A 17,493-nucleotide genomic window follows, 5' to 3' on the forward strand; every position below is an offset into this window, starting at 1 on the left:
AAGTCGCAAAAAGCGCGAACAAGATCCGTTGTTCTTTCACAGTCTTACCCAACTGATAAAAGTCGAACGGCAGGTTTATATCTACGGACTTGCAAAAGGCATTGCCAGTCTAATTTCCCGACGATATCTAACAACCTGACTGAAACTAACATTGCACTAAAACGCCATCATCCCTGATAACCCCGGGGATGATTCGATTGCCAGCGCCAGGTGTCGGTGACCATGTCCTGCAAGTTGCGCGTGGCTTTCCAGCCGAGCTCCTTCGCCGCTTTGGACGCGTCGGCCCAGCTCTCGGCGATATCACCGGCACGCCGGGGTTTGACCCGGAAAGGTACGGGACGCCCGCACGCCTGCTCGAAGGCGCGCAGCACTTGCATCACGCTGTAGCCATCGCCGGTGCCCAGGTTCCAGGTGTGGATGCCGGTGCGCCCGGCAATCGACTCCAAAGCCTTCAGGTGACCGTCCGCCAGATCCACGACGTGGATGTAGTCACGCACGCCTGTGCCGTCGACCGTGGGGTAATCGTTACCGAAGATCGACAGCTCTTGCAGGCTGCCGACGGCGACCTGGCTGATGTAAGGCACCAGATTGTTCGGAATGCCGTTGGGATCTTCGCCCATCTGGCCGCTGTGATGCGCGCCGATCGGGTTGAAGTAGCGCAGCAGCGCAATGCTCCAGCGCGGGTCGGACTGACACAGGTCGCGCAGCACGTTCTCGACGATCAGCTTGGACTGGCCGTAGGGATTGGTCGGGGTGCCGGTCGGGAAATCTTCGCGGATCGGCATTTGCGTCGGCTCGCCGTAGACCGTGGCCGAGGAGCTGAACACCAGCCGGAAGACACCCGCTGCCGCCATCGCCTGACATAGCGTGATGCTGCCACTGACGTTGGTTTCGTAGTACTCCAGCGGCTTGCGCACGCTCTCACCGACAGCCTTGAGTCCGGCAAAATGCAGCACGGCATCGATGGCGTGCTGCTGGAAAATCCGGTCCAGCAGGGCCCGGTCACAGACATCTCCGCGAATCATCAGCGCACTTTTGCCGCAAATGGCTTCCACCGCGTGCAAGGCGGCGTCGCTGCTGTTGCAAAGATTATCCAGAACTACAACTTCATAACCTGCTTCAAGTAGTGCAAGTGTGGTGTGCGAGCCGATATAGCCGGCGCCACCCGTTACCAGAATCTTCATAGCGCGGTCCATAAGTGGAAAAAGTGCCAACTCGCGTGTCAAGCGCTGCTTGTTTAATGTGTGTCTTGATTCACACAAACAGCGCGACAACAACCAAAAACAAAAACAGTTCAATCACTGGCCATAAATATTTTTACAAGCCAAACTGTATTGCCTGGTACTTATTAGCACTCCCGCGCATACACCACTATCAACAGATACCGACTAAAAATAACTGTTAATTATAAAACCGACATCTCATAACATTGTCGTGTTTTACACTCATTCCTGTTTGCCACTCATATCCTGACTCAGGTATTAAAGTACACCTTCAATAACTTGCAACCCTTTGTTATTGCATTAACCGATGGCCCTGCGCCATGAATGTCCAGGATACTTTTATGATTCGTAAATGTTTGTTCCCCGCTGCCGGTTATGGCACGCGTTTCTTGCCGGCCACCAAAGCCATGCCCAAGGAAATGCTGCCGATCGTCAACAAGCCGTTGATCGAGTACGCCGTTGAAGAAGCACGGGACGCCGGCCTGCAACACATGGCCATTGTCACCGGCCGGGGCAAGCGCGCGCTGGAAGACCACTTCGACATCAGCTACGAACTCGAGCATCAGATCCGTGGCACCGAGAAAGAGAAATTCCTGGCCGGCACCCGTGAATTGATCGACACCTGCACCTTCTCCTACACCCGTCAGGTGGAAATGAAAGGCCTGGGCCACGCGATTCTCAGCGGCCGTCCGTTGATCGGCGACGAACCCTTCGCCGTGGTGCTGGCGGACGACCTGTGCCTGAACCTCGAGGGCGACGGCGTGCTCACGCAGATGATCGAGCTCTACAAGAAATTCCGCTGCTCGATCGTCGCCATCCAGGAAGTCCCGCGCGACCAGACCCACAAGTACGGCGTGATCGCCGGCGAGGCGATTTCCGACGGCATCTACCGGGTCAACCACATGGTCGAGAAACCGGCCCCGCAGGACGCGCCGTCGAACCTGGCGATCATCGGCCGCTACATCCTCACGCCCGACATCTTCGACCTGATCGCCGACACCGAGCCGGGCAAGGGCGGCGAAATCCAGATCACCGATGCTTTGATGAAACAAGCGCAGAACGGTTGCGTGCTGGCCTATAAGTTCAAGGGCCTGCGCTTCGACTGCGGCGACGCCGAGGGCTACCTGCAAGCGACCAACTTCTGCTACGAAAACGTTTACCTGAAGGGCCGCTGAGCGGCCCCCACTGATCCATCGCAGCACGCACATCCAACGAGGCAACCATGAACATTGCACAACATTCCGCAGAGATTGAACGTGAGGTGGACAACCTCGGGGTGATGAGCTGGTTATCCCGCCATCAGCCATTGCCCAGCGCCAATGGCCCGTGGCTGGGCACACTTCTGCTGGTCGACCGCATCGGCGTGTTCCCCTCCTCCGGGGACATACGCCGATCGATGCGCGATCCCTGGCCCCTGCTCGCCCACCTGAAACGGATCTACGGCGAACAGGCGCTGGAGGTCGATGACCGCGATGGCCTGAAGATGATCTTCAGCGACTGGCGTTTTCGGGTGCGGATCTGCTGCAACGACCCGGCGATCATCGTCAACGTGGAAACCCGTTGCGTGACGCAGTTGATGCCGCAGAAAACCACAGAGCTGCTGAGCCATCTGGATCTGTTCGACAACTGACGGCTACTGCGAAGTCTCGCCACAGTTGTCCTGTGGCGAGACTTTTTGCTGTCCGCCCACGACCCAACGATAGAAGTAATCGGCAATCACCCGCCCGCCGGTGGCCGGCACCGGATGAATCTTGTCCGGCCCGATCATCGCTGCGGCGTAGCGTTTGACGTCGGTGCCGAACGCGCATTGCAGATTGGCATAACCCAGACGCTGCTCACGGGCCCAGGGCTCGATGACCTGCGCATAAGCCGACATCGGATACGCGCTGGAGCGGGTGGTGTCCTGACGCAGGATCAGGTTGATGCTCGCCGCCGGTTGAATCTCGCGAAGCATGCCGACCAGCCCCTGAACGTTGTGCAGATACTGCTCGGGCTTCACGCCAAACCCCTGATCGTTGCCACCGAGCATGATCAGGTAAATGTCTGCGGGAATCTTCGACACCACGGCTTTCCACTGCGCTTGCCAGCGGGCATCGTCGTGATAGAAATCAGCGGACGCCGCGCCGGACGCCGCCAGTTTCGACACCCGAACTCCGTTCTGATCATTGCTCAGCCACAGGCCGAACAGGGTCGGCGCGCCCTTCAGCACTTCCAGTCTGAAAGCCCAATCGGTCGCGGCCGACGTGCCAGGCAGCGGGACTTCCTGAACGCCCTCGCCTGCGAGTTTCAACGGCTGCCAGTCGGCGGAAGGTGACCAGCGATAACGCAACTCACTGGACTCACCGTTGCCGAGGTAGAGCAGTTTCGCCTGAGTGACGGCGGTGTTGATGGCGGGCGTCGGGCTGGCCTCGACTTGCAGCCAGGCGCCGGGCCGGCCGGTTACCGTGCGGCTGTCGGGGCTGGCCTGACCGAGAGCGGACACCTTCCAGTCCCCACCAAAGTATTTCTCGCTGCTGCGGGTGTATTTGAAATGCGTGCCACCCAGCGCTGCGCCGTGGTTGAAGCCGACGTAGCCCGGCCCGGCAAACCCGACCTCCCCGGCCACGCGCTGCACCAGTTTGTTCAGGTAGAAATCCTGCCCGGCGCTGTAGCTGTCGCCGATCACCGAGATCGACAACACCTTGCCGGCCTTGCCTTCGCGCCACTGGCCAAACCGCTCGCGAGCGTCGCCGACCTGCACCACCGACGCCGCCACCGGCCGGACGTCATCAACTGCCAACATGCATCGCTTCCTTCATCAGGTTTGCGCCACCGGAGCGGTGGGCGCTGCCGGTTTTTTTTTCGTCGCGGCTCGTTCGCCGAGGAACAGCACGGAGGTGAAATTGAACCGGCTGAAAATCATCGACAACACCACCGGCCCGAGCAAGCCACACATCACGCCGCAGAACACCAGTACGCTTTCATCTTTCACACCGAGGCGACCGAGGATCGAACGCGACGTGGCAGCGAACAGCACATGAAACAGGAAAATCGCATAGGAATAACCGCCGAGCCAGGTCAGCGCCTTCGAGCGCATGTCACTCGACAGCAACGCGATGCAGGACACGCAGCCCACGGTCAGGCCGACAAGGCTGCGGCGATCGACGATCAGTTCACGGTCCACCGACGCCACGTACAGCAACGTCAGCGAGATCAGCACAAACACCAGCGGGCCGATCACCTTGAACGTCTGCTTCAACTCGCTGACTTTCTCCTGGCCGATCATGCCCGCCACGAAGAACGGCAGCAGATAAATCGCCCCGTTGATGCCGAATGCGTCCAGCGGAAATGGCGGCAACAGGAACACCGCCGCCGCGAACGCGAACAGCAGATACAGACGCGTCGGCGTGCGCAGCAAACCGCGCCATTCCAGCAGGCCGACGAACATGAAAATGATGAACACTGCTTGCAGGAACCAGAAGTGGTTGATCGGCACATAGAACGACAACAGCGCATCGATCACGCTGACGTCCTTGTTCACGCCCGGCCCCACCGCCTGCAACACCGAGAACGGCACACCCACACAAAACAGCGGCACGATCAGGCGCCGCACCTTACCGCTGAAGAACGCCGAAAAATCATTGCCGCGAATCTTGTAGATGGAATAGATGTAGCCGGAGATGAAGGTGAACAGCGGCATGCGCACGTACACCATCGAATCGGCAATCACCCGGAACGGCGAGCCGATGTCGATTTTCAAACCACCGCCCAACGGCCCGATCACGTGATAGAGCACCAGCAGCAGGCACGCCAAGCCGCGCAGGGTTTCGATCTCCAGGGACTTTTTCTTGCTCGACATAAAGCACCCGCCTCAATTCAGAATTCTTGATTCAACCTTCACCGGTTTGTTCGCTCGCAGCATCAGACCAAGGCCCACGAACAGCACCGGCACCACCATCGAAAAGTGCCGGGCGAACGAGCCGAAGTCCGGCTCGAACAAGCCTTGAACCAGCAGGAACGCCAACGGAATCGCGATCAGTTCCTTGGGCTTGGTCTGGATCGGTGCGCCCTTGTAATCGGTCGAGGTGATGACTTTGAACAGCAGCAACGCGGTCATGATCATCAACGCCACGAAGATCACCTGACCCGGCCCGGACAGCAGGATCAGCTCAACGGGGAACGACAACCGGAAGAAAATGATCATCGAGTCCAGGGCCTGCGAGACGAAGTCACTGCCGCTGAGCCACGAGACGATCAGCGATTTTGAACCCTCCTCGCCCGCCGTGCGCAATTCGTTGTTGCTGGCGCGAATCGACGACACCGGAAACCCCAGCGCCAGCTGAATCGCCATCGCAACCGCGAGATAGAACAGGAACAGCATCAGGAAGAAGGTCGTGCGCGAGACGTATTTTTTCATCACGCAAACGCCGACCCAGGACAGCGAAAACAGAATCCAGTAGGGCCGGATCAGCACGCCGTAAATCACCGCCGACAGGAAGAATCCACCGCGATACTTGCGCGTCAGCGAGCTGAACAGAATGCTCAGCACCGCCACCGACACGATGATTTCCTTGGTCAGGTTTTCCAGGAAAAACGAACGCACGACGCCCCACAGGCACAGGGTTCCGAAGATGGTCAGCGGCATGCGCCGGAACACCACCACGGGAATCGCCGTGAGGAAAAAGTTGCAGAACATCCCGTAGGCCCAGGCGTTGGTCAGGTTGATCCCGGTGGGCCGCAGCAGGAACGCCGAACACTCGTAGGACGAGCGATCCGGCGAGAACGGGTTCCAGAAATTGCAGTTGTCGGCCCGGGCGTAGGACGACCACAAGGTCATCGCATCCGGGCCCGGATCGCGGGGAATCAGCAGCGGCATCGCCACCGACAGAAACAGCCCGGTGAACAGGATCAGGAACGACAGCGAGGAATCGAGTCGGCGGCCGCGAAACTCGATGCACGGCAGTTTCAGGCCCATGACACGACAGCCTTTTTCGCTCGGGTCACACGGGTCAGCACGGCGATCACACCGAGCTGCACGATGATCGCAAAGACGTTGCCCCAGGCCGCGCCGTAGATTGAATAGTGCTTGATCAGCAGGTAACTCACCGGCACTGAAACCAGCAAACAAATGGCCGCGCTCGCGAGGGACACCCGACTGTTTTTCGACGCAATCAACCCGCCCCAGACGATGTCACCAATGGCACGCAGGGCGAAGGAGAAAATCAGCACGCCGAGGATACCGTTGTCCGGACGCGGAACGCTGGTGGCGATGTAATCGAGCACCACGTTGAAGAACAGATAAATCCCCACCGCGACCGCCGCCGATACCACTAGCGACCGCGCGACCCATTTGTTCACGAACAACTGCCGGACCGTGAACGGTTGCTGATCAGCCTGATAACGCTTGGCGAGAACCGGAATCCCGACCACCGCCACCACCGCGTAGGACAGCGCCTGCAAGGTGTTGGCCGCCGACCACGCGTACACGTATTTACCGAGGCTGGCGTAGGGTTCGAGATCGATGATCAGAAAGCGCTCGGCGTACTGACTCAACGCGATCAGGCCAGTGCCGAGGTAAAACGGCAACCCGGCTTTCCACACTGCGGCGGTGGCCAGTGTTCCCTCTTCCCGCCCGCGATGAACGTTCGCCACAATCAGATAACCGGCGACGATCACCAGCACGTTGGCGATGACCCACAGCCACAACACGCTGGCGATTCCGGACACCCAGCCGAGCGCCATTCCACCCACAGCCAGCAGCGCCCAGAGCCCGGTCTTGATGAAAAACAGCAGCGCACCCGCCGTGGCTTTCTGTGCAGAGAACACGAACGAGTTGATCTCGAACGACAGGTGTTCGGTGAGCAGCACCAGCGTCACGCAGGCGATCAGCGCGGTGGTCGCTTCCACCGGCTGGAACAGTGAATAAATCACCACCGTCAGCACCGACAACGCCAGGCCCACGGCCAGGTACAACAACAACACCTTGTCGACGACCCGACGCGAACTGCCGCCGACGCTTATCAGCCGGTTGATCTCGGAACTGAAACCGACGCTGTAGAACTTCGACGCGATCAACGACGCCGCGACCACCACGCCGTAAAAACCCAGCGCCTCGTAACCGAGGTAATGGGTGATGGCGAGCACCAGCAAGAACTTCGCGCCCAGTGCCCCGCCCCGCAGCAACAGCCGGAATATCATCGAATGACGCCCTTGATGATGTCGTCCATGGCCACGGTTTTCGCCTCGATCTCGCGGCAGGTGTCGGTCAGGCGTTTGCCGAAATTCGACAGTGCGTCAGGCGCGTAAACCGTGTCGATGATGGTGGCGACATCGATGTCGCCACCGTTGATGACCCAGTCCTCGACGCCCATGTCCTGATAGGCGCCAAAGCCTTTGCGTTCGTAGCTGATGTGATACGCCGGCACACCCGAGAGCAGCGATTCGATCGCGCCGTGCAGGCGCACGGAAATCACCAGGTCCGGTTGGTATTTGGCCAGCGTTGCCTTCAACGGCAGCAGGTCTTCGGTGATGCCCAGTTCGCGATAGAACGCGCCGTCATCGTTACCGCGCACGGCGCTCTGTACGGCGCAGACCACTTTGCTTTTGTTCTTCAAACGCTGCAGCAGCACCTTCAAGTTGGCCACGTAGGCGAGCTTCTTTTCCTTGCTCCATGCCGGCGGCTTGCGCAGCACTACGCACACCGTCGCGGGTGTCGACGCGCAGCGGGTGAACTTGGGTTGCTGAAGGATCTTGCCGGCCAGGGCCTGCACCGCGAGGTCCGGCGCGCGGTAGACATTTTCACAGGCATCGAACAGCGCCGAGGAACGGTTATCGCGCACGAACACCGCATCGGCGCTGGCGTAGTGGCCGACAATCTTGTCGCTGTCGCCGTGGAACGGCCCGATGCTTTGCGGCAGGTACACCGACGGCACTTTGCTGAGGATCGCGGTTTCCAGTTGCTTGGCGTGACCGAGTTTCAGCTTGATGTGCTCGAAGGCACTTTTCGAGCGCATGTAGCCGCCCCCGACGCCGACGATCAGGTCGGTTTTCTTCAACAGATCCGCCAGCCCCGCGTAGGACTGGTTGAGGAATACCGCCTCCTTGACCCGGCCCAGGCCCTTGGCCGCCATCACCGGCGCATCAAAGCGCGGGTGCGGCAGATACTTGAAAGAGTCCGGATCGGAGGCCACGACGCTGATCACGGTGTCTTCGCCAAAGTTGCGCTGCACCAGCGCAATGGCCAGATCGACCAGCAGACCATCACCGGAATTGGAGGCACTGTAGCCATGCAAAATCGTTACGTTCATGAGCGGCGTTCTACCTAATAAGAGGGAGCGGAATACACGTCGTAGGTCTGGCGGATCATCAACGCGGCGCTGAAGCGCTCGCGGACGATGCGCCGGCCTTCGATGCCGAGAGCCGACAACGCAGGCTTCTGGATTTGCTTGAGGCGATCGGCCAGCGCCTGGTGGTCACCGGCGGGGAACACATAACCGGACACACCATGAGTGACCAGTTCGGGCAACGACGTGCAGTCGCTGGCGATTACCGGCAGGCCCAGCGCCATGCCCTCCAGCGGCACCATCGCGAAGCCTTCCCAGCGGCTCGGGACGATCAGCGCATCGGCTTTCTGATACAGCGCGTGCACTTCGGTGGGCGTCACCCAGGGCAGGTATTCCACCCCGTCCAGCGGCGGACATTCGACGACGTCCTCATTCACCGCACTGCCCACCACCGTCAGTTTCAGGTCGCTGCGCTTGGCTTCGGTGTAGGCCTTGAGCAGCACGTCGAAGCCTTTCTGGTAGTCGAGGCGACCGACAAACAGCAGATGAATCGGTGCCGGATCGTCAGCCTTGCGCTCTTCATTCTTGTGATCGATGCCGTTGTAGATCAGCGTCATGCGCTTGCGCTCGATGCCAAATTTCGCGGCCTTGTCCAGCTCGAACTGACTGACGCAGATGATCTTGTCCGTGACCTTCTGCAGCACCCGCTCGATCCACGCATAGACTTTCTGCTTGATCGGCGAGCTTTCCATCAGGAACGAAAACGCGTGAGGGCAGTAGACGATTTTCGGCTTGCGCCACGGCCGCAGGAGCACGCACACGCAACGGCCGATTACCCCGGAAAAGGTGCTGTGCAGATGCACCACATCGGGTTTTTCCTTGAGCAGGACCCGCGTCAATTGCCAGGCAAATCGCAACAGCGACGGCACATTCCGCCCACTTCGGGCGAAGGTACGGATCTGCTGCTCATCGATGCCGTGCAGTTCTTTCTTCTGGTCGAGCGGGACCAGATACACCAGCTCATAGCGCCCGTCTTCCGGCGCCGCCGAAATCGTGCGGATGACCGTCGCCACCCCACCTTTGATCGTTTCCGCCACGTGCAGTATTTTTTTCACAACCCACCCACTTTCATGCCTGTAAGGACCGTCGCTGAGATTCAGGACTGGTCGGACGCGTATTCGTAGTTGTAATAGCTGCCGTTGCCGTAATAGCTGGCCGCGCGCTTCTCGACGCCGTTGAACACCGCGCCCTTCAACTCGATACCGTTCTGGGCGAAACGCCGGATCGTCATTTCGATTTCCTTGGCCGGGTTCACCCCGAACCGCGCGACGATCAGGCTGATGCCGGCTTCGCGACCGACAATCGCTGCATCCGTCACCGCCAGCAGCGGTGGCGTGTCGATGATCACCACGTCATAGCGCTCGCTGAGTTGCGCCAGCAGTTCGCGGAAATTGGCGTGCATCAACAGCTCGGAAGGGTTGGGCGGCACCTGGCCACGGCTGATGAAGTGCAGATTGTCGACCTCGACCTTGTTGATCGCCTGATCGAGGGTGCAGCGCTTGACCAACAGATCCGACAGGCCGTTGGTGATCGGCGTGTTCAGGGTCTTGTGCAGATGCCCTTTGCGCATGTCGGCGTCGATCAGCACAACGCGCTGCCCGCTCTGCGCCATAACCGCCGCGAGGTTGGAAGACACGAAGGTTTTGCCGACCTGCGGGCTCGGCCCGGAAATCATGATCCGGTTGTTGGTCGAATCCAGCGCGGCGAAGTGCAGACAAGTGCGCAGGCTGCGAATCGACTCGATGGACAGGTCGGTCGGATTGCGCAATGCCAGCAGGTAGGCCGGCGTATCAGCCGAAACCTTGGCCCTTACCTTTTTGTTGTCCTCTTCGCGCTGCAGATCGCTGTAGGGAATCGACGCGTAAACCGGCAAGCCGAGCTGCTCAATGCCCTCCGGCCCTTCCAGGCCCTTGCTCAGGGATTTGCGCAACAGCACCAGCGCCACGCCGACGAAGGCACCGAGGAAGGTGGCGATCAACACGATCAGGGCTTTTTTCGGTTTGACCGGACTGGTCAGGTCGACATCCGCCGTATCCACCAGACGCACGTTACCCACGGCACCAGCGCGAATGATGTCCAGCTCTTGGGATTTGTTCAGCAACTGGGTGTAGATCTGCGAGGCGACTTCGACATCGCGGGTCAGGTTCAACAGTTCCTGTTGAGTGGCCGGTAGGTCCTGAACCTTGCCCTCCAGCGAGCGCTGTTGCTGGTTCAGTTCGCCGATCTGGGTCATCAACGCGCGGTAGGCCGGATGCTGTTTGGTGAACTTGCGGTCCATCTCCGCCTGTTGCAGCTTCAGCTCGGAAATCCGCGTTTCGAGCGCCACGGACTGGCCGAGCACCGATTGGGTTTCCAGCGAGATGTTCACGGTCTTGCCGTGGGTCTGGTAGGCGTTGAGCGCATCGCTGGCCTTGGCCAGATCACGCTTGACCTGCGGCAACTGGCTTTGCAGGAACGCCAGGCTCTGCGCCGCTTCGGCCGAGGTGCGGCGTACGTTCTGATCCACGTACAGCGAGGCGATCTTGTTGAGAATCTTCACTGCTTCGGCGGCGTCGCTGCTGGCCAGGGCCAGACGGATGATCCCCGATTCCTTGCCTTGCTCGGAAATGTCCAGCGCGTCCTGATAACCCTGGATGGTCACGATTCGTGGGTAGCGCACCACTTCGAAACGGGTACCGGGGTTGGCCAACAGTTGCGCGACCTGCCCTTCTACGCCGTCCTGCGCGAAGGCTTCGCCTGCCACGCCGTCGACCAGCAGGTTGTCGTTGTCGTCGAGCAGTTGAAAGCGATGTTGTTCGCCGGCGATCAGGGTGAGTTTCTTGCCCAGCAGTTCCTTGGGCAGATTGAGCTTTGCAAACTCCAGGCGTTCACCGCCCCAGGCGTAACTGCTCAGGCCGAAACGCGGCGGCGCGACGCTGAGTTCGGTCTCACCGCGATAGCGACGAGAAAGAAAGCCGCCGATCAGCGGAAAGGTGTTGGGAGTGACGTCGATATCCAGACGCAGATCGTCGACTGTCTTGCCGATCACCGCGCGGGATTTGATGATGCCGATTTCGGTCACCGACGGCGATTGCCCGCCGAGCATGCTGTTGAGGTCGGAAAAACCGAGCATGTCGTTCTTTTTCGGTTCGACCTGCACCAGCGCGTTGGCCAGATACACCGGTGTGGCCAAGATCGCATAGGCCACACCGGTCATCATGAATGCGCCGGTGAACGCGCCGATCAACCATTTCTGGTCGATCAGGCTGCCGAAGATGCCGAGAAGATCAATACTGTCTTGATCGTTGTCGCGGGTGCCGATTACTGACGGTAACTGCATAAGTCTTTCTTACCATTCACTGAACTGAAGAATATTCATCAACGCGCCAGGCGTTGCGCCCATGAGCTAACAGCATCTTCAATCAATGCATGGGCATGAATAAAAGCGGCTTGCCCTTGGCGATACGGGTCCTGTATTTCTCGTTCGCTCTGCCACTTGCCCAGCAGAAACACTTTGCCCCTGGCGTGAGAGGCAATCTTCAGTACTTGATTAACATGTTGTTTTTCCATGACCAGAATCAGGTCTGATTCATTGACGATGTCCGCGGTCAGTTGCCGCGCCTTGAACCCTTCGGCACTGTGGCCGCGCTCTTCCAGCACCTGGCGCGCGGTCGACTCCATGCCTTCGCCGACCCGTGCAGACAGGCCTGCGGAGGTCACGCTGATCGCCGAGGGTGTCAGTGCATTGCGCAACAGAAGTTCCGCTGTCGGACTTCGGCAGATATTGCCTACGCAGACGACAAGAATCTTTTTGAACAAGGTTTACTTTCCCGTGTAATGTCAATCGGCCAACATGTCTTGCAAATTCGAATGAACCCGCAAGACCTTCCTTCACTCGGAAATAGATTCACCCGTTAATACCGATGCATTAAGTACCACGGCGTCTAAAAGTCCCCCAACCAGAATTACCGGACTAAAAATAACTGTGATTTTCGAGTGAAAGTTTTCCGACAAAAAATAACATTCATGCACTTAGTATCTTTATTGCCCTCGAAACCAATGTAACGAGATAACCATTCGCTAGATGTCATTCTCATCAGGAGAGCAGACATGAAATCAGCACATCTCAAACATCTTGGTGCCGCCTTGTTGTTGCTCGGTGCAGCCGCCCAGGTTCAGGCCAGTGAGTTGTTCCCGGCGCTGCCGACGAAAACCATCGGCGTTCAGGTCAAGATCCAGAGTTTCACGGCGGCCGACGCCGAGCAGATCAAAGCCGCAGGATTCAGTTTTGTCCGCTTCGGCGTCTGGAGCGACAGCCTCGGCGGCAAGGCCTATCAGAAGCAGATCAGCGATGCGTTTGCGGCGGCCAAATCCGCCGGCCTGCCGGTTTTGATGACCGTACGCGCCACCAAACCATTGACGGGCGACCTCACGACAGCCGGCGAAGCATTTGCCAATGCCGTCAGCGGGCTGGAAAAAACCTGGAGTTCGCAACTGGTCGCCATTGAAATCTGGAACGAGCCGGATCTGGGCACCTACTGGCCGACCGGCAACTTCAACACCACATTCGTGCCGTTCATGAGCGCCATGTGCAAAACCCTGCAGGGCCAACCGCAATCCACGCCTCTGGTCGGCTTTGGCTTCGCCCGGCCACCCACTGCGGGATCGGCGTCCACCGTGGCGCTCAACAGCCTCATCGAGGCTTACCCCAATTGCCTTGATGCCATTTCCTATCACCCCTACGGCATGACAGCCACGCAGATCAGCAACGCCCAAAATTTCATTCAGCAGAACTTCCATTTGCCGGGCGTGATCAGTGAATGGGGGATTTCGGCGCTTGCCTCCAACGGCGGGCCAGACGGCCAGGCCACTAAAATCTCCGCGTTCATCGCTGATGTGAAAAGACTCAAGATCCCGCTGACTTCCATCTACGAATGGAAAAACAGCGACTCGGGAAAAGACGACCGGGAGAAGAATTTCGGTCTGTTGACCTCAGACGGCCAGCCGAAACCGGCACAAACGGCAGTCAGGACACAATTGGAGCTTGAGTAGGCGCTGCAACAGGTCAGTTGCTTTGAACCTGTCGTCTGTTTTGGCATCGTATTGATCGATAACGCGCCCCGCCTTTCAAACAGCCGTTTTCAGGTTGTTGCCGCCGGGGCGCTCGATACGCCTGCATGCCCTTGAGTGGCTGCCGGCGCTCGGGTAATGTCACCAGACCCATAGGACAGAGCACGCTCATGACTTCCAAGCTGGAACAACTCAAACAGTTCACCACCGTCGTGGCCGACACCGGCGACTTCGAAGCGATTGCCCGGGTCAAACCGGTCGACGCCACCACCAACCCTTCCCTGCTGCTCAAGGCAGCGGCCATCCCGGCCTACGCCGAACTGCTGAACGCCAGCGTGCGCGACTGCAAGGGCGATGTCGGCCTGGCCAGTGACCGTTTCGGCGTCGCGGTCGGTCAGGAAATCCTTAAAGTGATCCCGGGCCGCATTTCCACTGAAGTGGATGCGCGCCTGTCGTTCGACAAGGACGCGATCCTCAAGCGTGCCCATCGCCTGATCGAGCTGTACGACAAGGCCGGCGTTGGCCGTGACCGCGTGCTGATCAAGATCGCCTCGACCTGGGAAGGTATCCGCGCCGCCGAGATCCTGGAAAAGGAAGGCATCCAGACCAACCTGACCCTGCTGTTCTCCTTCGCTCAGGCCGCTGCCTGCGCCGATGCCGGCGTGTTCCTGATTTCGCCGTTCGTGGGCCGCATCTACGACTGGTACAAGAAGGCCAACGGCAACGACTACACCGGTGCCGACGATCCTGGCGTACAGTCCGTGACGCGCATCTACAACTACTACAAGGCCAATGACTACAAGACCGTGGTCATGGGTGCGAGCTTCCGCAACCTCAGTCAGATCGAGCAACTGGCCGGCTGCGACCGCCTGACCATCAGCCCGGACCTGATCGAGAAACTGGCAGCCGACACCGGCAAGCTGGAACGCAAACTTGCTCCGGGCCATGCCGGCGAAGCGCGCCTGAGCCTCAACGAAGCGCAATTCCGCTGGTTGTCCAACGAAGACGCAATGGCCACCGAGAAACTGGCTGAAGGCATCCGTCAGTTTGCCCGCGACCAGGAAAAACTCGAGGCGCTGCTGCAAGCCAAGCTGTAATCGGCCGAACGCAAACGCAAAAAGGGCGAACCCTTACAGGTTCGCCCTTTTTTGTGCCTGGCGGCTTGATCGATCAATGCCTTTCGAGGGCATTCACCAGGTCATGGAAGGCTTCGCGGTTGGAGTCGTTCAGGCCCATGAGGATCTTGTGCGCTTCGAGCACCTTGATCCGCACCACCTCTTCCGACTGATCCTGATCCGGCAGGTCATCGAGGCATTCCGGGCAAGGCACGGGATGGTTGACGATATTGAACACCTGCTCGAAACCCATCGACTGCAACAGACGGGTGATGTCTTCGTGGGTGGTGACCACGGTCGGCAGCAGGCCGACCTTCTGCCGCGACAGGATCGACAGCTTGGCCAGCAGGCCCAACGTGGTGCTGTCGATGCTGCGGGTTTCGGTCAAATCGATCACGATCGCGTTGAAATTCAGCGCGGTGAAGATTTTTTCAATAGTCGCATCCAACGCCGAACACAGGGTCAGGCGAACTTCACCGACGAACTTCAGGACGAAGGTGCCGTCCTGCTCGGCGAACTGGATTCTACCGGTACTCATCAAAGATTCCTGCTCAACACCAACAGGGCGATATCATCCGGCATCTCCCCTAGCGTGGCCAATCCAAAAACCTGCCGCAGACCATCCAGGCTGCCGCCCGCCGACTTCACCTTCTGGGGCAAAGCGGCTTCTTTCTCTTTGAGTGTGGGCTCTGGCAAAAGATCCAGAATGCCATCAGACATCAGCGTCAGGCTGAACGTCGGTGGCAGCTCGAGCACGTGATCTTCGTAGGTGGCTTCGTTGAAAAGCCCCACGGGCAGACCGCGCCCCTCGAGGTAGCGAACACTGTCAGGCGTGTACAACACTGGCAACGGCAGATGGCCGCCGATGCTATAGGTCAACAAACCGGTCTCCTCGTCGATGACTCCACCGACCATTGTGACGTGTTTACCCAGCTTACAACTGATCAGCCCCCGGTTGATATGACCGAGGACTTCCGAAGGCTTGAATTCCGGCAGCGTGCCGTTGCGCTTGGATTCAAACAGCAAGCGCGTGGTCATGAACTTCAGCAGCACGGTGACGAACGCCGAAGAGGCACCATGACCCGATACATCCGCCAGGTAGAACGCCACCCGGCGCTCGTCGACCCGGAAATAGTCGACAAAATCACCCGACAGGTACAGCGACGGAATGATCTGGTGCGCGAATCTGAACTCGTCGATGCTCCACGGACTCTCCGGCAGCATGTTCATCTGCACCTGGCGACCGGCATTCTGGTCTTCCTGGAGCAGGTTCAGGCTGGCTGCGAGTTCACGATTGGCCTTTTCCAGTTTCTCGCGGTAGCGCTGGTTTTCCAGCAGCAGACGCGCACGATCCAGGGCTCGGCGCACGGAGTGCTCGAGCACGGCCAGATCTTCGAGAGGCTTGATCAGATAATCCGCCGCGCCCAGGCGCAGGGCCTCGACCGCGTCGTTCATCACGCCAGCGCCCGAGACCACGATCACCGGTGTCTGCGGTGAACGCTCGGTGACCTGACGGATGAGTTCGAGACCGCCCATCTGCGGCATGCGCAGATCGCAGATGACCAGGTCGGGCGTGTCTTGCTCGAATACCTGAAGACCCTGCTGGCCGTTACTGGCCTGCAAGACGCTGAAACCACTGTCTTCCAAATAGGCCGCGAGGCTCGCGCGCACTACTTCGTCATCATCGATTATCAGCAGCGTGGCACTGGTTTTTGGCATGTGGGCAAACGGCGCCAGAATTAGGTTGGCGTAGCAGGCGGGGCAAAAGCCCGGCGCAGACTACTGGATTCGCTTTCTAGCCTCTCTGTTGCACCGCTTTGAAGCGTTTGCTCCGCACGCGGTTGCACCAGAGGTGCCCTTCTAAGGCGCAGACGGTACTCCCATCCTTCGAGCGTTTCAAGCATGCGCCGATCGCCGCTTGGAGACTTTGTTTGTCAAATCACTCGCAGTTATAAGAACGGCCTCAACGGTAACCCAATGGATGGTCGCGCCCACAAAAAAGGCGACCTCGCGGTCGCCCTTTTATACCGATCAATCGAGATCAGAAATCGTCTTCGACCTGCCCGTCCTTGACCTTGAACTCGCGGTTTTGCAGGTAGGCGTTGCGGATGAAGGTGTACTTGTCGCCGCTGATCAGCTTCTCGCTCGACAGCAGACTGGCGCGGGTGTCGACGATGTTCAGGCCAAAGATCGAGTTACGCACCGGCACATCGTTGATGTAACGGTATGGGCCGGTGTAGCTGTCAACATACTTGGACGGCGCATCACGCAGGGTGCTCGGGCCCATCAGCGGCAGCATCACGTAAGGACCGCTGCCGACGCCCCAGTAGCCGAGGGTCTGGCCAAAGTCTTCGTCGCTGCGGTTCAGGCCCATTTTGGTGCCGACGTCGAAGAAACCGAGCAGGCCGAAGGTGGTGTTGAAGATCAGGCGAGCGGTGTCGACGCCTGCGGCGGCCGGTTTGGCCTGAAGAATGTTGTTCGCCAGGTTGGTGACATCACCGACGTTGCGGAACATGTTGTGGATGCCGTCTTCCAGGAATTGCGGAGTAACAAATTCATAGCCCTGCGCCAGAGGCTTCAGCGCATAGGTGTCGACGAAATCGTTGAACTGGAAGATCGGACGGTTGACGCTTTCCCAAGGGTCTTCTTCCGTTGCGGCCTGAGCGGCGAACGGCACCAGCATTACGCTGGCACATACACAAAGCTGAGCAAGAGGATGGCTCCAGCGCATAGAAAACTCCTTGGATAGTACGGACGCAGCACCTGGGCCGCGGCGATTAGTGC

Annotated in this window: 16 protein-coding genes; 4 read left to right on the plus strand and 12 right to left on the minus strand. The window is 59.0% G+C overall.

Translation table 11 applies throughout. The annotated features are described in order from the left end of the window. Positions 1 to 167 precede the first annotated feature (167 nt). The gene (gene galE / locus CAF63_RS17460) at positions 168 to 1,184 is read right to left on the minus strand and encodes a UDP-glucose 4-epimerase GalE (RefSeq protein WP_085686768.1); all 1,017 of its coding nucleotides are present in this window, start codon (positions 1,182 to 1,184) and stop codon (positions 168 to 170) included. Positions 1,185 to 1,564: 380 nt separating this feature from the next. Between galE and galU the strand changes: the two genes are divergently transcribed. After that, complete coding sequence (galU, locus tag CAF63_RS17465; protein WP_085686770.1) at positions 1,565 to 2,398, plus strand: UTP--glucose-1-phosphate uridylyltransferase GalU; 834 nt, start codon at positions 1,565 to 1,567, stop codon at positions 2,396 to 2,398. 47 nt (positions 2,399 to 2,445) lie between these two features. Then, entirely contained in the window at positions 2,446 to 2,853 is a 408-nt protein-coding gene (locus tag CAF63_RS17470; protein ID WP_085686772.1) for a mannose-1-phosphate guanylyltransferase, read from the plus strand. A 3-nt stretch (positions 2,854 to 2,856) separates the two neighbouring features. On the opposite strand, the gene CAF63_RS17475 is transcribed toward CAF63_RS17470, so the two are convergent. From CAF63_RS17475 to CAF63_RS17510, 8 genes are read right to left on the minus strand one after another with little or no spacing between them, the layout of a single operon-like run. Then, positions 2,857 to 4,005, minus strand: coding sequence for a GDSL-type esterase/lipase family protein (locus CAF63_RS17475; protein ID WP_085686774.1), 1,149 nt, complete (start codon positions 4,003 to 4,005; stop codon positions 2,857 to 2,859). 15 nt (positions 4,006 to 4,020) lie between these two features. Continuing rightward, positions 4,021 to 5,061: an acyltransferase family protein gene (locus tag CAF63_RS17480; RefSeq protein ID WP_085686776.1), complete on the minus strand. Its 1,041-nt coding sequence runs from the start codon at positions 5,059 to 5,061 to the stop codon at positions 4,021 to 4,023. A 12-nt stretch (positions 5,062 to 5,073) separates the two neighbouring features. Then, positions 5,074 to 6,177 (minus strand): hypothetical protein, encoded by a 1,104-nt coding sequence (locus tag CAF63_RS17485; RefSeq protein ID WP_085686778.1) that lies wholly within the window; start codon positions 6,175 to 6,177, stop codon positions 5,074 to 5,076. Further along, complete coding sequence (locus CAF63_RS17490; RefSeq protein WP_085686780.1) at positions 6,168 to 7,400, minus strand: polysaccharide biosynthesis C-terminal domain-containing protein; 1,233 nt, start codon at positions 7,398 to 7,400, stop codon at positions 6,168 to 6,170. Before CAF63_RS17490 ends, CAF63_RS17485 begins: the two co-directional genes overlap by 10 nt. Further along, positions 7,397 to 8,509, minus strand: coding sequence for a polysaccharide pyruvyl transferase family protein (locus CAF63_RS17495; RefSeq protein ID WP_085686782.1), 1,113 nt, complete (start codon positions 8,507 to 8,509; stop codon positions 7,397 to 7,399). The genes CAF63_RS17490 and CAF63_RS17495 overlap by 4 nt, the downstream gene beginning before the upstream one ends. Positions 8,510 to 8,523: 14 nt before the next feature. After that, complete coding sequence (locus CAF63_RS17500) at positions 8,524 to 9,600, minus strand: glycosyltransferase (RefSeq protein WP_085686785.1); 1,077 nt, start codon at positions 9,598 to 9,600, stop codon at positions 8,524 to 8,526. A 41-nt stretch (positions 9,601 to 9,641) separates the two neighbouring features. Then, complete coding sequence (locus CAF63_RS17505; RefSeq protein ID WP_085686787.1) at positions 9,642 to 11,864, minus strand: polysaccharide biosynthesis tyrosine autokinase; 2,223 nt, start codon at positions 11,862 to 11,864, stop codon at positions 9,642 to 9,644. Between the two features lie 38 nt (positions 11,865 to 11,902). Next, a complete protein-coding gene (locus CAF63_RS17510) occupies positions 11,903 to 12,343 on the minus strand; it encodes a low molecular weight protein-tyrosine-phosphatase (RefSeq protein WP_011335170.1) in 441 nt (146 codons plus the stop codon). A gap of 291 nt (positions 12,344 to 12,634) precedes the next feature. On the opposite strand from CAF63_RS17510, the gene CAF63_RS17515 reads away from it, so the two are divergent. Together CAF63_RS17515 and tal are read left to right on the plus strand one after the other, a co-directional pair. After that, entirely contained in the window at positions 12,635 to 13,576 is a 942-nt protein-coding gene (locus tag CAF63_RS17515; RefSeq protein WP_085686789.1) for a glycosyl hydrolase family 5, read from the plus strand. A gap of 188 nt (positions 13,577 to 13,764) precedes the next feature. After that, positions 13,765 to 14,691, plus strand: coding sequence for a transaldolase (gene tal / locus CAF63_RS17520; protein ID WP_085686791.1), 927 nt, complete (start codon positions 13,765 to 13,767; stop codon positions 14,689 to 14,691). Positions 14,692 to 14,764: 73 nt separating this feature from the next. Here tal and rssC read toward each other — a convergent pair whose 3' ends face one another. The 3 genes from rssC to CAF63_RS17535 all read right to left on the minus strand — a co-directional run bounded on the left by rssC (position 14,765) and on the right by CAF63_RS17535 (position 17,440). After that, positions 14,765 to 15,247, minus strand: coding sequence for an anti-sigma factor antagonist RssC (gene rssC / locus CAF63_RS17525; protein WP_003226553.1), 483 nt, complete (start codon positions 15,245 to 15,247; stop codon positions 14,765 to 14,767). Further along, positions 15,247 to 16,428: a two-component system response regulator RssB gene (gene rssB / locus CAF63_RS17530; protein ID WP_085686793.1), complete on the minus strand. Its 1,182-nt coding sequence runs from the start codon at positions 16,426 to 16,428 to the stop codon at positions 15,247 to 15,249. Before rssB ends, rssC begins: the two co-directional genes overlap by 1 nt. Positions 16,429 to 16,750: 322 nt before the next feature. After that, positions 16,751 to 17,440 (minus strand): VacJ family lipoprotein, encoded by a 690-nt coding sequence (locus CAF63_RS17535; RefSeq protein WP_007951614.1) that lies wholly within the window; start codon positions 17,438 to 17,440, stop codon positions 16,751 to 16,753. Positions 17,441 to 17,493 lie beyond the last annotated feature (53 nt).

Source organism: Pseudomonas sp. B20(2017), from assembly GCF_002113125.1.
GTDB lineage: Bacteria > Pseudomonadota > Gammaproteobacteria > Pseudomonadales > Pseudomonadaceae > Aquipseudomonas.

Excerpts from the sequence above, each read along its gene's own strand:
- galE (WP_085686768.1), bottom strand. The coding sequence starts at position 1,184 with ATGAAGATTCTGGTAACGGGTGGCGCCGGCTATATCGGCTCGCACACC.
- galU (WP_085686770.1), top strand. The coding sequence starts at position 1,565 with ATGATTCGTAAATGTTTGTTCCCCGCTGCCGGTTATGGCACGCGTTTC.
- CAF63_RS17470 (WP_085686772.1), top strand. The coding sequence starts at position 2,446 with ATGAACATTGCACAACATTCCGCAGAGATTGAACGTGAGGTGGACAAC.
- CAF63_RS17475 (WP_085686774.1), bottom strand. The coding sequence starts at position 4,005 with ATGTTGGCAGTTGATGACGTCCGGCCGGTGGCGGCGTCGGTGGTGCAG.
- CAF63_RS17480 (WP_085686776.1), bottom strand. The coding sequence starts at position 5,061 with ATGTCGAGCAAGAAAAAGTCCCTGGAGATCGAAACCCTGCGCGGCTTG.
- CAF63_RS17485 (WP_085686778.1), bottom strand. The coding sequence starts at position 6,177 with ATGGGCCTGAAACTGCCGTGCATCGAGTTTCGCGGCCGCCGACTCGAT.
- CAF63_RS17490 (WP_085686780.1), bottom strand. The coding sequence starts at position 7,400 with ATGATATTCCGGCTGTTGCTGCGGGGCGGGGCACTGGGCGCGAAGTTC.
- CAF63_RS17495 (WP_085686782.1), bottom strand. The coding sequence starts at position 8,509 with ATGAACGTAACGATTTTGCATGGCTACAGTGCCTCCAATTCCGGTGAT.
- CAF63_RS17505 (WP_085686787.1), bottom strand. The coding sequence starts at position 11,864 with ATGCAGTTACCGTCAGTAATCGGCACCCGCGACAACGATCAAGACAGT.
- CAF63_RS17515 (WP_085686789.1), top strand. The coding sequence starts at position 12,635 with ATGAAATCAGCACATCTCAAACATCTTGGTGCCGCCTTGTTGTTGCTC.
- tal (WP_085686791.1), top strand. The coding sequence starts at position 13,765 with ATGACTTCCAAGCTGGAACAACTCAAACAGTTCACCACCGTCGTGGCC.
- rssC (WP_003226553.1), bottom strand. The coding sequence starts at position 15,247 with ATGAGTACCGGTAGAATCCAGTTCGCCGAGCAGGACGGCACCTTCGTC.
- rssB (WP_085686793.1), bottom strand. The coding sequence starts at position 16,428 with ATGCCAAAAACCAGTGCCACGCTGCTGATAATCGATGATGACGAAGTA.
- CAF63_RS17535 (WP_007951614.1), bottom strand. The coding sequence starts at position 17,440 with ATGCGCTGGAGCCATCCTCTTGCTCAGCTTTGTGTATGTGCCAGCGTA.